This window comes from Rheinheimera sp. KL1, assembly GCF_001275035.1.
Classification (GTDB): domain Bacteria; phylum Pseudomonadota; class Gammaproteobacteria; order Enterobacterales; family Alteromonadaceae; genus Pararheinheimera; species Pararheinheimera tangshanensis.
On sequence record NZ_LAMX01000028.1, the window covers coordinates 48,624 to 69,110 of the forward strand.

A 20,487-nucleotide genomic window follows, 5' to 3' on the forward strand; every position below is an offset into this window, starting at 1 on the left:
GGGCGCTATGTATCAGCGCCCTTATGATTTGCGGTTAATGCTGGTCTCGGCATACTTCCTGATTAAACTCAAACTCTATGGTGGTATGTTCCAACTGATAAGGCTTTAATAACTGACGGATCTGTTCTTTATACGCTTTTAACTGCTCAGCAGCAGTTTCCTCCTTTAATACTAAATGTGCTGTCAACACATGTTTTTCACCATCCAGAGACCACAAATGTAGGTGATGTACATCCTGCACAAAACTCAGATCTTGTAGCTGGTGCTCTATTTTAGCAGCCAGTTTTGGATCGGGACTGACTTGTAAAAACAGCGCCAGAGTACGACGTAAATTGCGCCAGACATTGATCAGAATGAAGCAGGTAAAACCGATACTTAATAAAGGGTCCAGCCAGGCCCAGTCGGTAAAATAAATCAGCACTGACCCTAGCAGCACTGCCACCCAGCCTAAAACATCTTCCAGCAAATGCCAGGTCAGAATTTGTTCATTTTGGGTTTTACCACGACGAAGTTTAAACACCGCAGCACCGTTAACCAGCACACCTAACACAGCCAGAGCCATCATGCCTGCCGCATGAGGGAGTTGAGGTTCCCACAAGCGTGGTATAGCTTCATATAAAATCCAGCAGGAACCCACGACCAAAATGACACTGTTAATCAAGGCACTCAACAAAGACCAACGCCGGTAACCATAGCTGTATCGAGGCGTCGCCTCTTTGCCTGCCACTTTAGCCGCAAACCAGGCGAAGGCGATGGCCAGAGTATCGCCCAAATCGTGCATAGCGTCCGCCATAATAGCCACACTATTGGTCAGCCAACCACCAATGAATTCAATAATAGTAAAACTGAAGTTCAACCAAAACGCCGTGGCTATATTGCCCGACTCAGAGCCATGATGATGGTGATGATGGCCAAAAAGCCCATGGGAATGTGAGTGTTCATCATCATGTGTATGACCATGGCCTGCACCATGGTGATGGCCGCGAGTACAGCCCGGGGCATGTTGATGAGCTTTTGGGTCTGGAATTTGATGATCGTGTGGCATGCTACACCTGCAAAAACTGCCGTAATATGAGTACCATATCTGGTTTTCACTGACTCTGCCAGAGCGCTTCACTGCCTTCGACGGAGAATTTAAGCTATTGCTTGATTCAGGCAAAAAAGACTTGAGCCCATGGCAACAAAACACTAGTCTGAAGCTGAAGTTTGGCTGAACGAGGCCGATACAAAACAAGTCGTCAGGAATATTATAAACAACAAATGCCTATGAATTTTACAGTCCTTCTTCTCACAGCTCTGTGTGCTTTACCTTTAACTTCAGTCGTTGCAGGTAGCCTGAGCCACAACAAAAGCGCAGATTACGCCGCCTGGTCAGAAAAAAACCAGGACGGTAGCTGGACCAGGATCACCGAACAAGCCGTCGCACAATCGCCGCTAGTCAGATTAGTGCCGGCGGATATTCATCAGTTTTGTCCAGGTTATCCAGCCCTGCCTCAGCAACAACGCAGTCAGTTTTGGGTGGCTTTATTTTCCGCTATGGCCAAACCTGAAAGTAATTTTAAGCCACAGTCTTTTTACCAGGAAAAGTTTAAAGATGCCAAAGGTCGCCGGGTGATCAGCCGTGGCTTATTGCAAATCTCTCATGAAAGCGCCAATCAGCCCCGATATTCCTGCGATATAAAACAACCGCATTATCTGCATGACCCTAAAATTAATTTACGTTGTGGCGTTAAAATAATGAGCAAATGGGTGAAAACAGATGGCGTGATCAGCCAGCCCCGGTGGAGCACCGAACCCAAAGGTGGCTCACGCTATTGGTCTACCTTAAGACCTGCCCGGGGACATCTTAAGACTATTTCGGAATTTACCCGCGGTTTGCCTTTTTGCAGCCCGAACCAAAGACAACAGGTCTTATTGGGGAGACGCAGCTAATTTACTCAGTAAAAGCAAAGACGTAGAGTAGTAATCATCTGTCATTTGCGGTTGTTTTTGCAAAAAAGCGCTATCGTTATATACCAAAGCGCGAACGGCCTGAATACCGGCTGAAGCTTGATAATTTGCTGTTTTGCCACTGAGCACATCGACCCAGGGTAAAATCATCTCCCCCCGCTTCCAGAACTCAGAAAAAGGCTGCTTTAACTCAGTTGTTAATGCTGAGCCCCAAATGAAATACAGCGGGATCCGCACTGCGTCATAACCAAATCTGCTGGGCCAGTCTTTTGATGGGCTTAGCTGTCCATTTTCTGAAAGCCTGATCCAATCTGTAGGCAAGGCGTGTTGACCAAATCTGCTGCCAGCCAGCAGCCGCTGGCCATCCACAACTAATTTACTCCATGGCTGCTCGGGTTCTTTGATTGCAAAAGCAATAAAGGCAGGGATCACCCAGTAGGACAAATTAAGATCCAGACTCTCCTGCTCGGAAAAGCCTGACATACCGGGCAACAACACGGTATAGCCGGCATAGTCCCGAACCAGATGCTTCACAATATCTGCTCTTATCGCAGCAGAGGCTGTTTCATAATTAGACTCGTTCCAACGTTTAGCGGCTTTTAACAAAGCCCAGGCAATAAGCACATCCCCATCACTGGCATTATTAGGATCTTTTACCGGCGGTTTTTGCAACGGGTCATAGCGCCAGGAAAATAAAAATACGTCGGGTCTGGACAGATTTTTTCTGGTCCATCGCCAGATCCGGTCAAAGGTGGCGCGATCATTGTTCGCCTCGGCAAACAGCATGCCCCAGCCCTGCCCCTCAGAGTGACTGATCTTATTGAAGGTATCGATCACCCGTCCATCCTCGCTGACAAACCGGGTTTTATAGATTTCCCAGTCGGTGTTCTGCGCAAAAGCACAAGATATCGAGGATAAAGACAACAGCAGCAACAGCCACAAGTGTCGAATGAGCAGCATCTTAGGGATCAAGAGTTTCTCGTTAATTTTGCATACACCAATTCAAAAACCTGTCCCGGTATGGCTTTTTGAGTTCTGACAGCAATCTCTGGATTACCACCAAGCGCGACCATCCAGCCATGGTAAAGACCTTCGAGTAAGGCACTGAACACCAGTGCTTCACGTTCAGCTTCTTTTTTACCATAAGAAGGCAATGGAAAAGCACCATGATAGAACACCAGACTGAGGTCATGCATTTCTATTTTTACCCAGCCCCAGTCCATACTGCTTAAAATCAGATTCATCGATTTTTCCAGATCTTCGATACTGTCGTAAAGCGGAACCGGATGCATGGCGGCGAGTCGGGTCCCCATATGGCGTAAAAACGCCCGGGAATCTTCATCACCGGCAGTCTGATAAATTTCTTCGACAAATACCTGAATAAAGCTTCGCCATTGCTTTGAGCAGTGCTGACTATTGAAATAACCAGAATTCAGTCGCTCAGTCAGCATCATGTCAATCATTAAAACCTCCAATCAGATACTTCATATATAAACGGAACGTTGTTTCGTTGTAATCACCGAAGCTGTCAAAACCTAACTGCCCGCCAACCCGCAGATAAGGGTCTGGCATATATTCACCGGTAGCGCCAAAACTTAAGCCAAAGCCGGATTTACTTGAAGGTGCGTATCCAGCCTGTTGAATAGCACCCAAAGCATAAAACAGATCCAACGCAGCTTGAGCAGCAGTATCTGTTGGAAACAAACTATTGCCATCTTCGCTATAACTTTGGAAACCCGGTGCAAGCAAAACACTAAAGCGTGCATCTTTCATCTCAAAGCTGTAATTAACCGGAAAAGCGACACTGACATAGTCCTGAGGCTAAAGTAACCGCCATGACCAAAGGTAAATTTACTGAGGTTTTTATCAAAACTGCTATAGCCGACATGAACCCCTAGCTGTAACTGCTCAGACATTGAGAGTGCCGGCCTGAAATAACCACCCACTTCCATCGACAAGGCTTTGTTCGACTCGACATTGTCACCTTCGTAACGGTGTTCAGCCACTGAGCCGTAGGCTCCGGTTTTACCATTATCGAAATTCAGTCCTACACCACCGCCATTTTTGGTAACAGCGCCCCAGGTCTCGCCTGTAACATGGTCCACAGTTCCAGCATAAGCCAGTAAGCTGTCTTTGACAGGTCGGCGCTCCCCCTGCAACACAACCCGGGTATTTTTAGTCACCTCAGGCTGTAGTTTTACGCCACCTACGACGTTGGTTTTTTCAAAGCCTAAAGGCGTGGTTCCAACATCTGCAGCTATCCAGTCACCTTTGTATGCCACGCCCAAAGCGACACCGGTTTGACGTTGGGTCTCAGGATCACCTGTACTGACGGCAAGCGCATCAAGTGAACTTTGGGCATCTCCGATAATATCTTCAAGACGTCCCCTGAGTGTTGCAAAATCATCAATAAACGCCTGAACACCATCTAAATCTGTTGGGGTTACTAATGGAATTAGAAATGCATCAGAATACCCTCTGGCTTCTAACAAAGAATTGACAAATTCATTTATCGTTGTCAGTTGCTCGGTACTCAAATTTTCAGAGGTCAACCCTAACGCATCATAGAAATTTATAGTAGCGGCATCAATAAACGCTAACTTAGCTGTGTCAGCCTGAATTCTGAGCTCTTCGAGCCTCGTAGAATTTGGATTGAGCTCGCTCTCCTTAAACCTAAAGTATGAAGCCTCTGCAACGGCATAAGTGTTAGCTAAAGTCTGAACATTATTTAGCACAGTATCCAAACCATTTATCCGCGCACTTAGCCCGCTGGCCGCATTTACCACTGCACCACGACCAAACAAATTAACATCCTGACCCGACACTGAACCTGAATTTAGTGAGGTGGGAGTAATTGATAATTCCGCTCTGTCATTGCCCAAAACGCCGGTTGAAACCACCAAAGGGGTTTCTACAGAATCAAGGCCTGAAGAGCCCTCCGAGCCCTCTCTGACACGTAATACAACATCCGCATCAACCCGGGTTTGCGTGCTTTGCTCTAAATCGAGCAACATACCGTCAATTTGCTCAAATAAATCCGTTGACGTACTAGCAGCGGTGAGGCTGTCCTGTGACTCACTGATTGCCTGACCAGGCAACCAGGAAGGCCTGATGTCCGTTGTAGCTGGCTTTTGCTTCTTCGACAGCCGTTTATCTCTGAACGGATTTGATGCCGTCTCGGCTGGCTCTCTGAACGGATTGGCACTGGCCCCTGAGCTCGTATGACTTCCCCAGACTGACGCATCCTGATAAGCCAGCTTTCTGGCTTTTAGCAATAAAGCTGCAGCTTCGTTGTCATCGCCTTTTGCCTGAGACACACGGGCTGCCATCACCAGTAATTCAGGATCGGCAGCAGAGTTCCAGTCAATACGGCTGAGCAACTGCGCTGCTTTATCGGTATCATTTTGTGCCAATGCAAGATTGACTGCACCGGATAATGCCTGCTGATTAGCCGGGTTAAGTTTAAGCACGTAATTGTATATCTCGTCAGCTTCAGTGGTTTTATTGCCGCTCTCGTACAAACGCCCCATCGCCAGTAACAGCTCTTCGTTTTCAGGCGCTTCCCTTAAGCGTGCCGCCAGCAGATCGTAGGCTAAGGCCAGTTGACCTGAGCTACGTAGTTGGTCGGCTTCACGCACTGCTAGACCTTGCTGCAGCCCCATCAGGGATCTTCTGTTTTCTTCCGTCAAATCAGGCCTTAACATAAGCTCTGTCATCAGCTCCCGGGCTTGTCTGGACCTGCCGCTTTCATTCATCACACTGATATGACCGATGTAATCTCCGGCTTTTTCATCCAGCCCCTGCATCAAATCCAGTTCAACCAGTTGATAAGCAAGCTCGGTCTGGTTGGCCTGGACCAGCTCATTGGCCAATTCACCAACCACTTTAGCGCCCAGAGCAGAGCTTTGGTGTAAATCAATCAACAACTGACGGGCTCCAGCCTGGTCTCCAACCGACGCACGCTGAATGACAGCGGAAAACTTACTGCGGGCCGCTGATTGGGCGGCCAGCGCGTTCATCGCTGGAGTTCTCTGACTTTGAGGTATGCTGCTCATAATTCGATCAACATCCAACCAGCGTTTTTGCTCGCTGGCAAACATAGCTGCCGCATACCGCGATTCAGCGCTCTGGCTGGCTGCTTGTAAAGGCTCCACTATAGTGCGAGCACGGATGTCGTCACCTTGTCTGGCAATAAGACGCGCCAAATCTAACCGGACCCATGGGTCGGCAGGAGCAAGTTTCATGGCGCGGCGTAAACTAATTTCTGCCAACAGATCATTGGTATTGGCTGCATCCGCTCTTAATTTATTCACTTCTGCCTGCGAAACATAGGCAACCCGATTTCTGTCTTTTTCAGGTAACAAGGCAGCAAGACGCTCAGCGTCACTCCAACGGCCCTGACTCTGTAATACCGCAATCAACCCAAGTTTTGCGTCCAGATGAGAGGGATCTTTTTGTAACACCGCATTGTATCTTTGTAGCGCTTGTTCGGCTTTGCCCTGCTTATGTTCCAGTTGAGCAGCAAGGATTTGAGCTTCGAAGGAGCGAGGTGTTTTTGTAGTCGTCAAAGGCAACACCTGATTCAGCGCCCTTTCGTATTGTTCCTGCTCCATCAGTCGACGAGCCTGAGTCATCTGAGCATAAAAATCTGCAGATTGATAAGCTTCAGTCCATTGTTTCGATTTAGCCGGGCTTAACGCCATAGCTTTTGCTAAATAGCTTTTAGCTTCATCAAACTGTTGCTGTTTAAGACGTATCAGACCCAGACCTGCCACAGCGTCGGCATCTTTGGCATTTTCTGCAACGGCGGCTTTAAATAACCGTTCTGCGTCTTTTAACTTATTGGTATTTAACGCCTGATAACCGCGGCTTCTGTTATTGGTCACCGCGTTATTTTTTTTACGTTGCAGTGTGCTCTGGAAGTAATTGATCACCTCTAAATCATTAGGGTGAACGCTCATATACTGATCGTAGTACTTTTTATCCGATGCAGAGGCATCAAGCCAGAGCAACGCCTGTCGCCAGTGGCTGTCGCTTTGTGGAGAAGTCGCCGCCATAGCAGATAACAATTCAATACCCTGACGTCTGGTGTTTTCATCATAACTCAGCACCTGAGCATAAGCCTGGCGCAGACTACTGTTCAGCGAAGCGCCTTGTGACAATTTGTTGAGCTGCGCTTTGGCTTCTGCAATACCGCCCTTGGTTCCTGCCAACGTCAGATAGTATTCAGCAGAGAGCTCCAGCGTCGGAGTCACACCACCAAATACCTCCTGGTAGCGTTTTATGGCGGCGTCGTACTGTCCTTGTGAGCTTAAACGGCGCGCCTCAGCAAGAGTTGCAGGATCCACGGCCTGCACCGCTTTTGCGGCGCCCAGTTGTTTAACCCGTGGATCGGCAGGCGCAATTTGAGCCAATAAATTAGTCCACTGCTGCGTTGCTTCTTCATCACCTTCGCGCGCGGCTATCATGCCCATGCGATAAATGGCTTCTTTGTTTTGTGGATCTGCGTTAAGTATCCGCTGCAATGCGTCTTTGGCCAGATCGTTCCGGTTTTTTTCCTGCCAAAACTGAGCCTGCTCAAATAATGCAGTAAAAGAGCTAGTGTCATCAGCAGCGAAACCTGGCGCAAGATAACAAGCAAGAAAGAGTGCAATCATCGACTTATTCATTATTCCCTGATCCTGTTTTTAGTCTGTTTTGAGCACGCGCACTGAGCAGTGGGAATAAAATTAAAGCTCCCAAAAATGCAGCCAGCGCTAATCCAATCACCATGAAAACCACATGCTGACCGAAAAACCATCGGACCTCCATGTGCCATGGCATGTCACCAGAGGCGACCAACTCACCGGCTCTGGCACTACGAACATGTCCCTGACTATCGAGCAGTGCCATATCACCATGCACCTGGCTACTGACCAAGGGTTTAGCCAGCGAATGTAACAACTGTGGCAACTGCTTCGACTTTTCGGCGGTCAGCAACACAACAACCCGGTCGGAGTCGACCGGAGAAACAAAACTAAATAGCCCTTGCACTTTCTGCGCGCTATCCAGTATCCGATTTGCAGTTTTTACTTCTCTGTCCCAATCGCCTTGCAAAAACCACAAGGAACGGTCAAACCAACTGAATGATTTGACAGTCATCCGGTCTTTGTACACATCAAATACACTGCGCTCGAGTAAAGCTGACTCATCTAAATCTTTAAAATTAGAAATAACCAGCAAATCGTGATTTTTAAGACCTGAAGTGACAGTCAACCCCGTTTTTACATCCATCCCCAGTGCTGGATAACCTGTGTTTTGTCCCATTCTGGCAGCGACTTCCAGTAAGGTTTGGATTTCCTCGTTGCCTGGGAACACAGGAAGTAAAGCTACGGTTTCGGACAAATCAGCATAACGGGTAAATGGAAAACCAACGCCGACAAAAAATGACAGGTTAGGTAACTGAGTAAAATTTTTAGCCTGGGTTAAATCTATGCTGGAATTTTCGAAGATTCGCCCGGCGCTTTCGGCTGGTAACTCAAGCTCGCAGCCTGTGTCGTTCGCGACAAAATTATAAAAAAGGCTGAGTTTATTCTCGCCGTATAATAAATAAGGAGGGATTTCTATCTGTGCTTGCTCCTGACGGATGTCACGCCCTAATAAGCTATTAAATGAAGCCCATAATCCGCTTTGATTCACAGGTAGCGAGGTGAGGTATTGATTATTCAGCGACACATCCAGCGTAGACTTTTGCTCGTTCAGCCATTGCCCTTCAGGAAAGTTATATTTAATGGTTAATGGGATCACTTCTCTTTCCCAGAAAAACAAATCTGGGGAAACCGTAAAATTCACTTCAATCGGGGGATGAAAAAAACCACGGCTGACCAGACGTTCTTCATCCTGTAATTCGCCAAACTCAATAGGTTGCTCAGTGGAAGCCCATCGTGGTGCATCATAGGGTTTGCGCGCATTCTGTTGCAGCTGTTCTGCTTTTACATAAGTTCCGGTCAAAGAAGACGTGCGGGTCACCAGATGAGTAGCGGCAACTTTCAGCTCTTCGGGGGTTCTTCCCATCACCATCAATAACTTGTAAACCGGATTGACAGGGTTTTCAATCAACCGAAGCTCCGGACCCTGCACTGGCGGAATAGGCAAACCGCTGATAGTTTCATTGGGCATCACAAATACGATGGCATTGTCAGAAGGCAGGCTATTTCGAATCACAGGAAAAGTAACGGTTTGATACTGTGCAACGCTGCCGATATAAGACGCAACAATAGCGCTGCTGGTTAAGGTGGCCGAAGTGGTTTTTAGCGGCAATACGATAGGTACTTTAACCAGCCCCATGGCTCCTGAGTTAAAGAAGGGTTCAGGAAATCGGGCTAAGTCGGTGCTGACCGCTAACCGTTGCAGGGACAGCACTAAGGATGAACGCTTGGCAACGTTCACCCAAATATCCTTGGATAACGCGTTATTGCACTGCTGCAGAGTTTTCGCATTCAGACGAAAATCAAGATTATTCGAGCCCAAAACCAGAGCCGGAGGAATGGGGATCTCAACCTGCAACGATTTGGCATTAAAAGGACTTAATTCAATGGTCTGCAGTAATTGTCCATTGAGCATTACATCCAGAAAACTCTCGTCTTCCAGCAAAGCGTCGGAGTAATTGAGATCGAGCTTCAGATTCGCTAACCGGACGAATTCATCTCCACGTATTTTGAAAGTTACGCCAGCTGAAGTCTCATTGCCGTAGAAGTATAAATCCTCTTTCAGACCAAAATCTTCGAAACCAAAAACCTGAGTACGAATATTGAATGCAGGAGCAGATACTGCCGCAGTATTTGCTGCGTTCACTGCAGGCTGTTTTGGCTGAACAGCAGTCTGCTTAGATGTGGCCGGATTATCCAGCGGAGCGCTCAACGCCTGATTAGAAATAACCACAGCAGAAATTGCTATCAGTACCAACAGCGCCAAACGGGGTCTCCAGCCACTCAGAGGTCTGCTGCGCTGTGAAACCTTATTGGCTCTGTGGTTTTTGTTTTTAATTGACTCCTGAAACAACCCACTGACTGCGCGCATCACCCGCCATATCGAAGAAAAAATATTATTTTCTTTGCTTTCCGTTGCGTTCGGCAGCCAGGCATCCGCTCGCCCCATCACAACTTTCACTAATTCACGGCGCTGAGCAACAGGTAAATTCTTAAACTTGAATCGGATACTCTCGTCGTCGCGGTACAGCGTCTCAACAGGAAATACCATAGGGACCTGATTCAAATAGATTTCAATATCTACTATTTTTTCGTTGTCAATTTGACTAGACACCGTCTGCACCGATGCGCCGCCCATCGACAAATTGATTGATTTTGTTTTCAGTGTATGGCCAGTTTCAAGATGCAGGACGACCGGCAAACTGACATCAAGACGAACGGTTTGTCGTACTTGTTTCATTTCCCGAGCCACAGCCACAGACGCAAACAACATAATGCAGCTAAAACCTGCCCAGAATAAATTCAACAACAGAACTTTTGGCTCAACTTGATAATGCTCGCTCCAAATCAACTGTACTATGCCGGATAAAAAACCACACAACAGCAGAACCAGAGTAAAAAGATGTGGCTTGACCATGTCGTAATCGAAATAGCCGTTTTCCAGTAAGCCTCCTTTTTCCGTGACATTAAACTTACCCTTACGGGGATTAATCAAAGTCGCGATAGTGGGTAACACCAGATGGAAAGATAATACCGCTTCATAAATCTCGCCCCAAAAGGTATGCCGGAACTTGCCCTGCAATCTTGAGTTGGTATAAGTGGTGAAAAATAAATGAGGCAAAGCGTAAGCCAGAATCATCTCAGGCGATGCATCAATAATATTTTGGCCGAACAACAGGTAGCACAGAGGTGCGGTTAAAAAAACGATTCTGGGTAAAGAAAAAAGAAAATGCAGCATAGCATTGAGGTAACAAAGCCGTTGAGGTAAGGATAACCCTCTGCCGAATAACGGATTATCCAGTCGAAGTATTTGCAGCATGCCTCTGGCCCAGCGAGCCCGTTGTCCTATGTGTAACGCAAGGCGCTCTGTGGCCAGCCCTGCTGCCAACGGCAGCGCTAGAAATGCTGAATTCCAGCCACGACGTTGTAATTTGAGTGCGGTATGCGCATCCTCTGTCACGGTTTCAACCGCAAAACCACCAATTTCTTCAATAGCGCTGCGACGTATAACGGCACAAGAGCCACAAAAAAACGCCGCGTTCCAGAAGTCATTGCCTTTTTGCACTGGACCATAAAATAACTCCCCTTCTCTTGGGATTTCATCCCCAATGGTCAGGTTGCGCTCAAACGGATCGGGCGAATAGAAGTAGTGTGGCGTTTGCATTAACGCCAGTTTTTTATCTTTGATAAAGGCGCCAACTGTTGCCTGCAAAAATGCCCGGGTTGAAACGTGATCACAGTCAAAAATACAGATCAGCTCACCACTGGTCATAGTGATGGCGTTGTTCAGGTTGCCTGCTTTTGCATGATTGTTATTGTCGCGGGTGATATAACCGACGCCGGCTTCAACAGCAAAAGCACCGAACTCAGCCCTGCGACCGTCGTCCAGGATATAAACCCTGATCTTTTCAGGTGGATAATCGATATTTTGTGCAGCCAGAACCGTATCTTTGACGACATCCAGGCTTTCGTTATAAGTAGGAATGTAAACATCGACTGTTGGCCACAAGGCAATGTCATCCGGCATAGGTTCAATTCTTCGCTCCAGTGGCCAGATGGTCTGAAAAAATCCCAGTGTCAGAATAATCCAAGCGTAGAACTCTGCCGCAAGCAGACCAAGACTTAAAAAGCCTTCCATAAAACTATCGAAAACTAAGGTCTCGGTGGTTCGCCAATACAGATAGCGTGTGGAAACAATCACACACATCAGAAGCATAACAACGTGAGTCCAATGGTTCTTGCGCCGCGATACCAGAAACAGCATCACAGCACAACTGACGGCAAACAGGACCTGATTTGATAAACTCAGTGGTGTTGTAACAATAACAAAAGCAACGGCCAGCCAAAACAGCACGGCCACAGCACTAAGTATGCCTGATGGCGTTGAATGATTCCCTTTCATGAAATACCCTGCAGCTATCTATTATATTTTTTGTATTCGCTCGCCTGGAGTACAGGAAGGATGCGATGAATATTCCTGGCAATATTGTCTATATCCGCTGCCACAGAGGACGCTCGGGCATACCTGAACACAGAGGTTTGGCTCGCATTGGCTTCCGGAACAGCTTCATCACGATGAACTATCCCAAGCAAGGAAGCAGATAATCGTTTATTTAAAAACTCGGTGATCTCACGATTCAGTTGGCTTCGCATATCTATCTGGTTCAGTAAGAAATACGTTCTGCTTTTTGCCGATTCACCGTAAAACTCGCCAGACTCAATCTCAGGCAAAACACTCAATGACGCACTGTCAGCCAACAAAACGTTGATAATCATTGGTTCTAGCAAAGAAAGCGCCTGCAATGCAGCTGATGGACCCGGCGGTAAATCTGCAATAATTACAGTGTCAGGCTGATTGAGTAAAGGCTGCAATCTGCTTATAAGAAAATCTGGATCTGAGCGCAATTTTTGCTCATAGGCTTCGATCTGATGTTTACTGACCCGCCCATACGGGAGGAAACGTACGCCAGAATCCGATTCTTTCAGAAGCCGGCTCCAGTCGGTTTTGGTATGAAAAAACTCGACGTAACCACTTGAATCACTCAAGGGCATACCAAAATGCAGTCTGACAGCGTTTTGGTTATCAAAATCAATAACTATCACTCGATGGCCGAGTCGCTGTATGGCGTAAGCGATATTGGCAGCCATAGTGGTTTTCCCTACGCCACCTTTGGGAGACGCTATACAGATGATACACATTAACCGACTCGCTCGAAAAATGACTGCAATGAATTCGTTTCTACTGAACGTTCCTGACGAGCTTCTGGTTGTGGATTCTTTTTGAATAGACGAGAAAAACCATGTTGTGCAGCGCTGTTTTGATTAGGGTAATCTGCAGCCTGTAACTTAGATACTTCTTCTACTCGTTCAACAGGCGCTCTTTCTGTTGCCACGCTATTTGAATCGGTGACAGCAAAACCAGACTGCTTTGGATTAGAAGAATGAGTGAGTGGAAGTACTCTGTCACTTTTGGATTCGACAGGTTGAGGCTTATAGTTAGCCACTTCGTTCAGTAGATGCCATTTAGAGTGCCCCGTAGAAACTGAGTCGTTGTGAAAGCTCCGATAATTAAGCTCTCCATCACTGACTTTGCTGACAAACCTCAGTACATCATCATAATTTTCCATTCCGCCACCCTTTCAACAAGCTAATCAGCGTCCACAGCAACCTTGTAGTTCACTAGATATCATTAGTGAACGAAAACTGTAGCGACAACCACAATGTATCATTTTTTTCATTATTACACGCCATTATTGAGTTTTCAAACTTATTTACTAAATTTAATTGATGCAAACGATAAAAAACGTCCATTAACCTAGATTAATTGATTCAATTACGAAAATTTGAAACATAAAATTAAACTATGGCCAAAAAATGAGTGGTCAGGAATGGAAGACATTCAACATTCGGGGAGTTGTCAAATTTAAGGGGGGAAGCTTATGGCTGAAGACACCATAGCGGAGGTTTATTTACATGCTCTTATAAAACGAACGCCAGCCAACAGAGTTGGCCGGCGTTACAGATTCTGCTCAAAGAATTAAGCAGTTAAAGCTTCTTTTGCCTTAGCGACTAAAGCAGCAAATGCGCCTTTGTCGTATACAGCGATATCAGCCAGGATCTTACGGTCGATCTCAACAGATGCTCTTTTCAGACCATCGATGAAGCGGCTGTAAGATAAACCGTTCTGACGAGATGCAGCGTTGATACGTGCGATCCACAGTTGACGGAATTGACGTTTACGTTGACGACGGTCGCGGTAAGCGTATTGGCCAGCTTTAATAACTGCCTGGAAAGCGACACGATAAACACGACTGCGGGCACCGTAGTAACCTTTAGCCTGGTTTAACACCTTCTTGTGACGAGCGCGAGCTGTCACACCACGTTTTACTCTTGGCATTTAAAATCTCCTAATATTATGCGTATGGCAGACAACGAGCGATACCAGCCACGTCAACTTTTGCAACTAACGTTTTTGGACCTAACTGACGCTTACGCTTAGAAGACTTCTTCGTCAAAATGTGGCGAAGATGTGATTGCTTACGTTTAAAACCGCCTGAGCCGGTTTTTTTAAAGCGCTTTGCAGCACCTTTGTTGGTTTTCATCTTTGGCATAGTTAAATAACTCGCATTGTTTAGATTACAACGAATAATAAGGCGATAAAAAACGCCGCTTTATTCAAGCGGCGTATCTTATGCTTGAAAGCTCTTATTACTTCTTATTTGGGGCCAGCATCATGATCATCTGACGACCCTCAACACGGCTTGGGAAAGATTCGCAGATAGCAATATCTGACATATCTTCTTTAATCCGGTTAAGCATCTCAATACCGATGTCCAGATGCGCCATTTCACGACCACGATAGCGCAGCGTTACTTTAGCTTTGTCACCCTCTTCAATGAAGCGACGCAGGTTGCGTAGTTTTACCTGGTAATCGCCTTCATCAGTTCCAGGCCGGAATTTTATTTCCTTGATCTGGATCTGTTTTTGCTTTTTCTTCTGCTCTTTAGCAGCTTTGCCTTTCTCAAACAGGAACTTACCATAGTCCATCAACTTACAAACGGGTGGTTCAGCGGTTGGGCTAATCTCTACCAAGTCAGCGCCTGCTTCTTCTGCTAAACGAATAGCTTCTGAAGTGATTACTACACCTAATTGCTCACCTTCCAGACCTAACAAGCGTACTTCTTTAACGTTGATTTCTTCGTTAATACGGTTTGGTCTGTTCGCCGGTAAAGTTTTCTTTCCTACTTTAATAGTATGTTCCTCCAAGAGTGAAAATAATTAGACCCGGTTTTTAATTTCAGTGCTCAACTTAGTGATAAAGTCGCTTACACTCATTTTTCCGAGGTCTTCGCCCTTCCGTGTTCTTAACGCGATATCGCCAGCTTCAACTTCTTTGTCACCGACTACCACTAAATAAGGAACACGCTGTAGCGTGTGCTCGCGGATTTTAAAGCCTATCTTCTCATTTCTCAAGTCAGAAATAGCTCTAATACCATGAGATTTGAAAGTTTTTACTAAATCCTGCACATATTCGGCCTGATTATCGGTAATATTCATCACCACAACCTGAGTTGGGGCTAACCAGGCCGGGAAAAAGCCTGCATATTCTTCGATCAGAATGCCGATAAAACGCTCCAGCGAACCCAGAATCGCACGGTGGATCATTACTGGTACTTGTCTGTCGTTGCCTTCAGCAACAAAACTTGCACCTAAACGACCAGGTAAAGCGAAATCGAGCTGCACTGTACCACATTGCCAGGCGCGGCCTAAGCAATCGTGTAAAGTAAATTCAATTTTAGGGCCATAAAACGCACCTTCACCAGGTTGCAGGTCATAAGCTATGCCATTGGCATCCAAAGCTTCTGCTAAACCCTGCTCAGCACGGTGCCACATCTCGTCAGTACCAATGCGTTTTTCCGGGCGCGTGGATAATTTCACCTGCACGTCTTTAAAACCAAAGGTGCTGTAGACGTCGAATACCATTTTGATACAGTTGGACACTTCAGCCTGCACCTGATCTTCAGTACAGAAGATATGAGCATCATCCTGAGTAAAACCACGCACCCGCATCAGGCCGTGTAAACCACCTGATGGCTCGTTACGGTGACAGCAACCAAACTCAGCCATACGCAGCGGTAAATCGCGGTATGATTTCAGGCCCTGGTTAAAAATCTGCACATGGCCAGGACAGTTCATTGGCTTGATGGCGTAATCACGGTTCTCAGAACTGGTGACAAACATATTGTCTGAATACTTTTCCCAGTGACCTGATTTTTCCCACAGCACTTTGTCCATCATAAATGGACCTTTTACTTCCTGGTAATCGTATTGCGCCAACTTTTCGCGGACAAAAGTTTCCAGCTCGCGGAAAATAGTCCAGCCGTCGTTGTGCCAGAACACCATACCTGGCGCTTCTTCCTGCCAGTGGAATAAACCTAAAGCTTTACCAATTTTACGGTGGTCACGCTTCTCCGCTTCTTCCAGTTGCAGTAAATACGCAGCTAATTGCTTTTTATCTGCCCAGGCAGTGCCGTAAATACGTTGCAGCATTTTGTTTTTCGCATCACCACGCCAGTACGCACCTGCCACTTTCATTATTTTAAAGTGCTGGCAGAAGCGCATATTGGGCACGTGTGGACCACGACACATGTCGATGTATTCTTCGTGGTGGTATAAACCCGGCTGATCGTCTTTGGCGACGTTCTGGTCAAGGATTTCCATTTTGTAGCTTTCGCCACGCGCGGCGAAGGTGTCATAAGCCTGTTGCCAGCTTACTTTTTTCTTCACCACGTCATATTCGGTTTTGGCCAGTTGCAGCATGCGCTCTTCAAGTTGCGCTAAATCATCGCTGCTGATTGGACGGTCTAAATCCACATCGTAATAAAAGCCGTTGTCGATAACAGGGCCAATCGCCATTTTAGTATTGGGCCATAACTGCTTAATAGCGTGACCTAATAAGTGAGCGCAGGAGTGACGGATAATTTCCAGGCCTTCCTGATCTTTGGCGGTGACAATGCTTAATGAAGCGTCGGAGGTGATGAGCTCACAAGCGTCTACCAATTGACCATTGATTTTGCCGGCTATGGTGGCTTTCGCCAGGCCTGGGCCTATGTCTTTGGCAACGTCTAATACAGATAAAGGGGCGTCAAATGAACGCTGACTACCGTCAGGTAAAGTAATAACTGGCATGATAAGTCCTCACAGTGGTGGCCCGTACCAAGGGTCACATGTTGATTCAATTTAAATTAAGGGAATGCCTTTTGCGGTTCAACCTTACGAGCGGTAGAACAAAGCAGTACAACACGTAGTTGTCTCTGCTTTTAACAAAAAGCGGCTGCATCATAACAGCTGCGGTACTTTATCGGCAACAACATAGGCAACAAGGAACAAAACGGCAGCATAAAAATAGGTCTGATCTTCGCCTGATGCCGCTTTAACGCCTACACTGAAACCTAGAGGAGCTTAATAACGGAAGGACCCGCGGATAGTCAGTCGCCAGCGCTTGCTGCAACAGGCGTTGGTAAACGGAGGATCTATGGACTTACTGCATAAAACTATTCTTTGCCCTTTCTGTGGTCATCCCACTCCTATCACCCTGGATATCAGCGGCGACGATCAGGACGATATTGAAGATTGCAGCAACTGCTGCAACCCAATCCATGTGCAAACCCATAAAGATGAACTGCACAATAAAGTGCAAGTGTTTATCGATGCTGAAGATGAGCAGTATTATTAGACAGATCAGGCATTTCTGGCAGCGAGAACCCGTTCAACCGTATCCACAATAGTAACGGTTTGCTGGTCCAATTCGATATTCACCCTGTCGCCTGCTTTTCGTTGGCCTAAGGTAGTGACGTCGAGAGTTTCTGGTATTAAATGCAGGCTAAAACTCTGTGCTGTCACTTCACCCACCGTCAGGCTGATCCCATCAATACTTATAAAACCTTTGCTGAGCACATAGTTTTTAAATTCAGGTTTGAGCTCAATATCCACTCGCCAATTCGCACCTGTTTGGGTCACAGCTAAAATTTCTGCTGTGCCATGCACATGGCCAGATACTAAATGCCCACCAATTTCACGGCCAAAAGTTAACGAGCGTTCAAAGTTCACCAATGAGCCATTGGTTAGAGCGCCTAAGTTGGTTTTGACTAAGGTTTCGTCTATTACATCAAAACTCACCCAGCCTAAAGGCTCAAGCAGACTGAATTCGGTGGCCGTTAAACAAGTGCCGTTGATAGAGATACTGGCACCCCGCTCCAGGTTTTGCAGCAACTGCACCGGCACTTCAAGAGTGAGCCTGCGAAACTGCTCTTGGTCGCTGATTTCACTGACTTTAACTTTTGCCTGCACTATTCCTGTAAACATAAAACCTCTGCTGTGTTATCTTTACGGCGTTTTTCCGCCTGTCTGACAAGAGTTGTTATGTTACCTTTTTCCCGCTTTGAAGCAAAAACCATTCTGAAATTATCCGGCCCTATTATGCTGGCTCAGCTGACCCAAACCATGATGTTTGTGATTGATACCATTATGGCTGGCCGCGTCAGTGCGCTGGATATGGCCGCTATTGCTGTGGCTTCCGCCATTTGGCTGCCGATTATTCTGACCTTGCAGGGTTTATTGCTGGCACTGACGCCTATTATTTCGCAGTTGTATGGCGCAAAAAATCATAAAGCCATTCCGCATAATGCGCTGCAAGGTTTTTATCTGGCGATGGTGCTGGCGACAGTCATAGTGATAGCTATGCAGTTTATTCATCTGCCGCTGCAGTATTTGTCGATGGAAGATAATCTGCGTGCCAAAGCAGTCGATTATCTGGTCTATGTCAGCTACGGCGTTTATCCGGCTGCCGGTTATATGATTTTCCGTAACTTGTTTGAAGGCATTGGTAATACCAAAGCCACTATGTGGATAGCTTTTGTCGGTATTCTGGTCAATATTCCGGCCAACTATGTGTTTATTTATGGCAAGTTGGGTATGCCTGCTTTAGGCGGCGCCGGTTGCGGTGTGGCGACCTCTTTAGTCTTTCTGGCGATGTTTATTGCCATCACTATTTATGCTTTCAGAAGCCGTAGCACAGCGCTTTATATGAAAAAGCCCGATCACCTCAAACCCAATCGTAAAGATTTATGGCATATCATCGCTATAGGCACGCCTATCGCCTTTTCGCTGTTTTTTGAAGTGACCTTATTCTCTTCAATCCCGCTGATGATTGTGCATTTAGGTCCTATAGTGGTGGCCGGTCATCAAATTGCCAATAACTACAGCGCTTTGGTGTTTATGTTACCTATGAGTATGGGTATGGCAACGACGATACGAGTCGGTCACCTGGTCGGCAGTAACGATGTGCAGGAGCTGAAAAAAGCCGTATCCACCGCAGTGCAACTGGCGATGATGATGGCGGTCGGTATAGCGCTGGTGACCTATTTTGGTCGCTTTTTGGTGGCATCACTCTACTCTACCGATCCTGCAGTCTTAGCTGTGGCGACCTCAATTTTGGTTCTGGCGTGTTTTTATCAGATTTCTGATGCGATACAAGTTGTCTCGGCTTGTGCTTTACGCGGACTAAAACACACCAAACCTATCTTTTTTATCACCTTTGTTGCCTATTGGCCGATCGGTTTTGGTTTGGGCACTGTATTAGGTTTAACCGACTGGATTACCCCCAAAATGGGCGCTCATGGCTTTTGGATTGGCATTATTGTCGGTTTATCCTGCGCTGCTGTGATGCTGGCGTGGATCTTAAAAAACCAAATCAGGCGATTAGAAGATGGCAAAATTTTACAGCAGCAACAGGCTGCATCATCTCACTAAACTACTGAGCTTTATTGCTGTTGTTTTTGTGTTAAGCGGCTGCAGCGATCCGGCTCAATCCCTGATGGACGACTATGCCAGCCGGCTTGGTCGTACTTTGGGTCTTGAAATAAAAGCCCCCTCAGCGCGTGATTTAGAGCCACTTCCTTCCATCACAACCACCAGAGCCGATATAGCTGACAGCAGCATTAGCCTAGTCGAATTAGTAGCGACCCGAGCCTGTGGCCTGGATGTATTGCTGGGTGAGCGCAATAGCAGCCTGGGGAAGGTGATGACCCCAAGCCAGCGCTTGAAGTACGAACTGGCATTTTTAGAGCAAGTGCAGCCTTGTTTAAACAATCCGGAGATAGCGCCAGATCTACAACAAAAATTAGCTGCTATTGCTTCTGACAAAACCAGACAAATCGATAAACATTGGCAAAACTTTTTGCAGCAGGACGAGACGTTGCGTCAACAACTACACCCCTACCGCAGTTTGTCAGAACCCAATTCAGTCGCAGGTGTAGCTGAGACTATACAAGCCTTACATTCCTTGCTTGCACTGCAAAAAAGTATTGTCGAGCAGAACTGGCAGCAGGCCAGCAGCATCAATCCCGAACAAGCCTTGGAAGCTTTATACAAGGCCAATACACTAAGTCAGTTGCAACAAAGCTTGCGCTTTAGCCAGAACTGGCTGCAAAGCTTAAATCAGCAGTTAGAACAGCTTGATCTAAAAGTGGTGTGCCCAGCCGGTAAACACTCAGACAAAGCAGAGATTCTGAATACCATTTTACTGCAGTATTTTATCGGCAAAGTGCAGGTGTATCTGGCACAGGTGGATGGCACTTATCAGCAATTGTATCCGCTATTGCAGCAGCTGTATCAAGGAACCGCTCCCGAGCAACCTATTTCACAGCGCTTTGAGGTGCCTAATACTGAATTAAAAGCAGAGTTAAAACGCCATGTCATTTGGTGGAAAGCAGTACAGCAGCAGTGTCCAAAATCGTAGATGTATGGACTCCCCTCCCTGCGAGGGATTATGGTGAAGTTGTCACACAAA

General features: G+C 46.6%; 15 protein-coding genes and 1 pseudogene. 4 read left to right on the forward strand and 12 right to left on the reverse strand.

Annotated features, from left to right (window positions below):
- Nucleotides 1–34: 34 nt before the first annotated feature.
- The gene (locus WH43_RS16830; RefSeq protein WP_082335839.1) at nucleotides 35–1,045 is read right to left on the reverse strand and encodes a cation diffusion facilitator family transporter; all 1,011 of its coding nucleotides are present in this window, start codon (nucleotides 1,043–1,045) and stop codon (nucleotides 35–37) included.
- A 221-nt stretch (nucleotides 1,046–1,266) separates the two neighbouring features.
- Between WH43_RS16830 and WH43_RS16835 the strand changes: the two genes are divergently transcribed.
- Entirely contained in the window at nucleotides 1,267–1,932 is a 666-nt protein-coding gene (locus WH43_RS16835) for a transglycosylase SLT domain-containing protein (protein ID WP_053425756.1), read from the forward strand.
- Here the strand turns inward: WH43_RS16835 and WH43_RS16840 are convergent.
- The 10 genes and pseudogenes from WH43_RS16840 to thrS form a co-directional block, all read right to left on the reverse strand.
- The gene (locus WH43_RS16840; RefSeq protein ID WP_152342888.1) at nucleotides 1,912–2,910 is read right to left on the reverse strand and encodes a family 8 glycosyl hydrolase; all 999 of its coding nucleotides are present in this window, start codon (nucleotides 2,908–2,910) and stop codon (nucleotides 1,912–1,914) included. The genes WH43_RS16835 and WH43_RS16840 overlap by 21 nt on opposite strands.
- Before the next feature lie 8 nt (nucleotides 2,911–2,918).
- Nucleotides 2,919–3,413: a cellulose biosynthesis protein BcsD gene (bcsD, locus tag WH43_RS16845; RefSeq protein ID WP_053425744.1), complete on the reverse strand. Its 495-nt coding sequence runs from the start codon at nucleotides 3,411–3,413 to the stop codon at nucleotides 2,919–2,921.
- Nucleotides 3,406–7,619 (reverse strand): annotated as a pseudogene (locus WH43_RS16855) (cellulose biosynthesis protein BcsC). The gene bcsD and the pseudogene WH43_RS16855 overlap by 8 nt, the downstream one beginning before the upstream one ends.
- Nucleotides 7,612–12,039, reverse strand: coding sequence for a UDP-forming cellulose synthase catalytic subunit (gene bcsA, locus WH43_RS16860; protein ID WP_053425747.1), 4,428 nt, complete (start codon nucleotides 12,037–12,039; stop codon nucleotides 7,612–7,614). The pseudogene WH43_RS16855 and the gene bcsA overlap by 8 nt, the downstream one beginning before the upstream one ends.
- Before the next feature lie 14 nt (nucleotides 12,040–12,053).
- A complete protein-coding gene (gene bcsQ / locus WH43_RS16865) occupies nucleotides 12,054–12,836 on the reverse strand; it encodes a cellulose biosynthesis protein BcsQ (protein WP_053425748.1) in 783 nt (260 codons plus the stop codon).
- Nucleotides 12,836–13,264: a hypothetical protein gene (locus WH43_RS16870; RefSeq protein WP_053425749.1), complete on the reverse strand. Its 429-nt coding sequence runs from the start codon at nucleotides 13,262–13,264 to the stop codon at nucleotides 12,836–12,838. Before WH43_RS16870 ends, bcsQ begins: the two co-directional genes overlap by 1 nt.
- A gap of 410 nt (nucleotides 13,265–13,674) precedes the next feature.
- Nucleotides 13,675–14,034: a 50S ribosomal protein L20 gene (rplT, locus tag WH43_RS16875; RefSeq protein WP_008898705.1), complete on the reverse strand. Its 360-nt coding sequence runs from the start codon at nucleotides 14,032–14,034 to the stop codon at nucleotides 13,675–13,677.
- 16 nt (nucleotides 14,035–14,050) lie between these two features.
- Nucleotides 14,051–14,248, reverse strand: coding sequence for a 50S ribosomal protein L35 (rpmI, locus tag WH43_RS16880; protein WP_040554869.1), 198 nt, complete (start codon nucleotides 14,246–14,248; stop codon nucleotides 14,051–14,053).
- Between the two features lie 97 nt (nucleotides 14,249–14,345).
- On the reverse strand, nucleotides 14,346–14,903 hold the full coding sequence (gene infC / locus WH43_RS16885) for a translation initiation factor IF-3 (protein WP_185148615.1): 558 nt from the start codon (nucleotides 14,901–14,903) through the stop codon (nucleotides 14,346–14,348).
- A gap of 12 nt (nucleotides 14,904–14,915) precedes the next feature.
- Complete coding sequence (thrS, locus tag WH43_RS16890; protein ID WP_053425750.1) at nucleotides 14,916–16,826, reverse strand: threonine--tRNA ligase; 1,911 nt, start codon at nucleotides 16,824–16,826, stop codon at nucleotides 14,916–14,918.
- Nucleotides 16,827–17,172: 346 nt separating this feature from the next.
- Here thrS and WH43_RS16895 point away from each other — a divergent pair, with 346 nt between their 5' ends.
- Nucleotides 17,173–17,373 (forward strand): CPXCG motif-containing cysteine-rich protein, encoded by a 201-nt coding sequence (locus WH43_RS16895; protein WP_053425751.1) that lies wholly within the window; start codon nucleotides 17,173–17,175, stop codon nucleotides 17,371–17,373.
- A gap of 5 nt (nucleotides 17,374–17,378) precedes the next feature.
- Here WH43_RS16895 and WH43_RS16900 read toward each other — a convergent pair whose 3' ends face one another.
- The gene (locus WH43_RS16900; protein ID WP_053425752.1) at nucleotides 17,379–18,002 is read right to left on the reverse strand and encodes a riboflavin synthase; all 624 of its coding nucleotides are present in this window, start codon (nucleotides 18,000–18,002) and stop codon (nucleotides 17,379–17,381) included.
- A gap of 57 nt (nucleotides 18,003–18,059) precedes the next feature.
- On the opposite strand from WH43_RS16900, the gene WH43_RS16905 reads away from it, so the two are divergent.
- Both WH43_RS16905 and WH43_RS16910 read left to right on the forward strand, forming a co-directional pair.
- On the forward strand, nucleotides 18,060–19,448 hold the full coding sequence (locus WH43_RS16905; RefSeq protein WP_053425753.1) for an MATE family efflux transporter: 1,389 nt from the start codon (nucleotides 18,060–18,062) through the stop codon (nucleotides 19,446–19,448).
- The gene (locus tag WH43_RS16910) at nucleotides 19,405–20,436 is read left to right on the forward strand and encodes a DUF3080 family protein (RefSeq protein ID WP_053425754.1); all 1,032 of its coding nucleotides are present in this window, start codon (nucleotides 19,405–19,407) and stop codon (nucleotides 20,434–20,436) included. The genes WH43_RS16905 and WH43_RS16910 overlap by 44 nt, the downstream gene beginning before the upstream one ends.
- The last annotated feature ends 51 nt before the right edge of the window (nucleotides 20,437–20,487 follow it).

Excerpts from the sequence above, each read along its gene's own strand:
- WH43_RS16910 (WP_053425754.1), top strand. The coding sequence starts at position 19,405 with ATGGCAAAATTTTACAGCAGCAACAGGCTGCATCATCTCACTAAACTA.
- WH43_RS16895 (WP_053425751.1), top strand. The coding sequence starts at position 17,173 with ATGGACTTACTGCATAAAACTATTCTTTGCCCTTTCTGTGGTCATCCC.
- rplT (WP_008898705.1), bottom strand. The coding sequence starts at position 14,034 with ATGCCAAGAGTAAAACGTGGTGTGACAGCTCGCGCTCGTCACAAGAAG.
- thrS (WP_053425750.1), bottom strand. The coding sequence starts at position 16,826 with ATGCCAGTTATTACTTTACCTGACGGTAGTCAGCGTTCATTTGACGCC.
- bcsA (WP_053425747.1), bottom strand. The coding sequence starts at position 12,039 with ATGAAAGGGAATCATTCAACGCCATCAGGCATACTTAGTGCTGTGGCC.
- WH43_RS16905 (WP_053425753.1), top strand. The coding sequence starts at position 18,060 with ATGTTACCTTTTTCCCGCTTTGAAGCAAAAACCATTCTGAAATTATCC.
- WH43_RS16830 (WP_082335839.1), bottom strand. The coding sequence starts at position 1,045 with ATGCCACACGATCATCAAATTCCAGACCCAAAAGCTCATCAACATGCC.
- rpmI (WP_040554869.1), bottom strand. The coding sequence starts at position 14,248 with ATGCCAAAGATGAAAACCAACAAAGGTGCTGCAAAGCGCTTTAAAAAA.
- WH43_RS16835 (WP_053425756.1), top strand. The coding sequence starts at position 1,267 with ATGAATTTTACAGTCCTTCTTCTCACAGCTCTGTGTGCTTTACCTTTA.
- bcsQ (WP_053425748.1), bottom strand. The coding sequence starts at position 12,836 with ATGTGTATCATCTGTATAGCGTCTCCCAAAGGTGGCGTAGGGAAAACC.
- WH43_RS16870 (WP_053425749.1), bottom strand. The coding sequence starts at position 13,264 with ATGGAAAATTATGATGATGTACTGAGGTTTGTCAGCAAAGTCAGTGAT.
- WH43_RS16900 (WP_053425752.1), bottom strand. The coding sequence starts at position 18,002 with ATGTTTACAGGAATAGTGCAGGCAAAAGTTAAAGTCAGTGAAATCAGC.
- WH43_RS16840 (WP_152342888.1), bottom strand. The coding sequence starts at position 2,910 with ATGCTGCTCATTCGACACTTGTGGCTGTTGCTGCTGTTGTCTTTATCC.
- bcsD (WP_053425744.1), bottom strand. The coding sequence starts at position 3,413 with ATGATTGACATGATGCTGACTGAGCGACTGAATTCTGGTTATTTCAAT.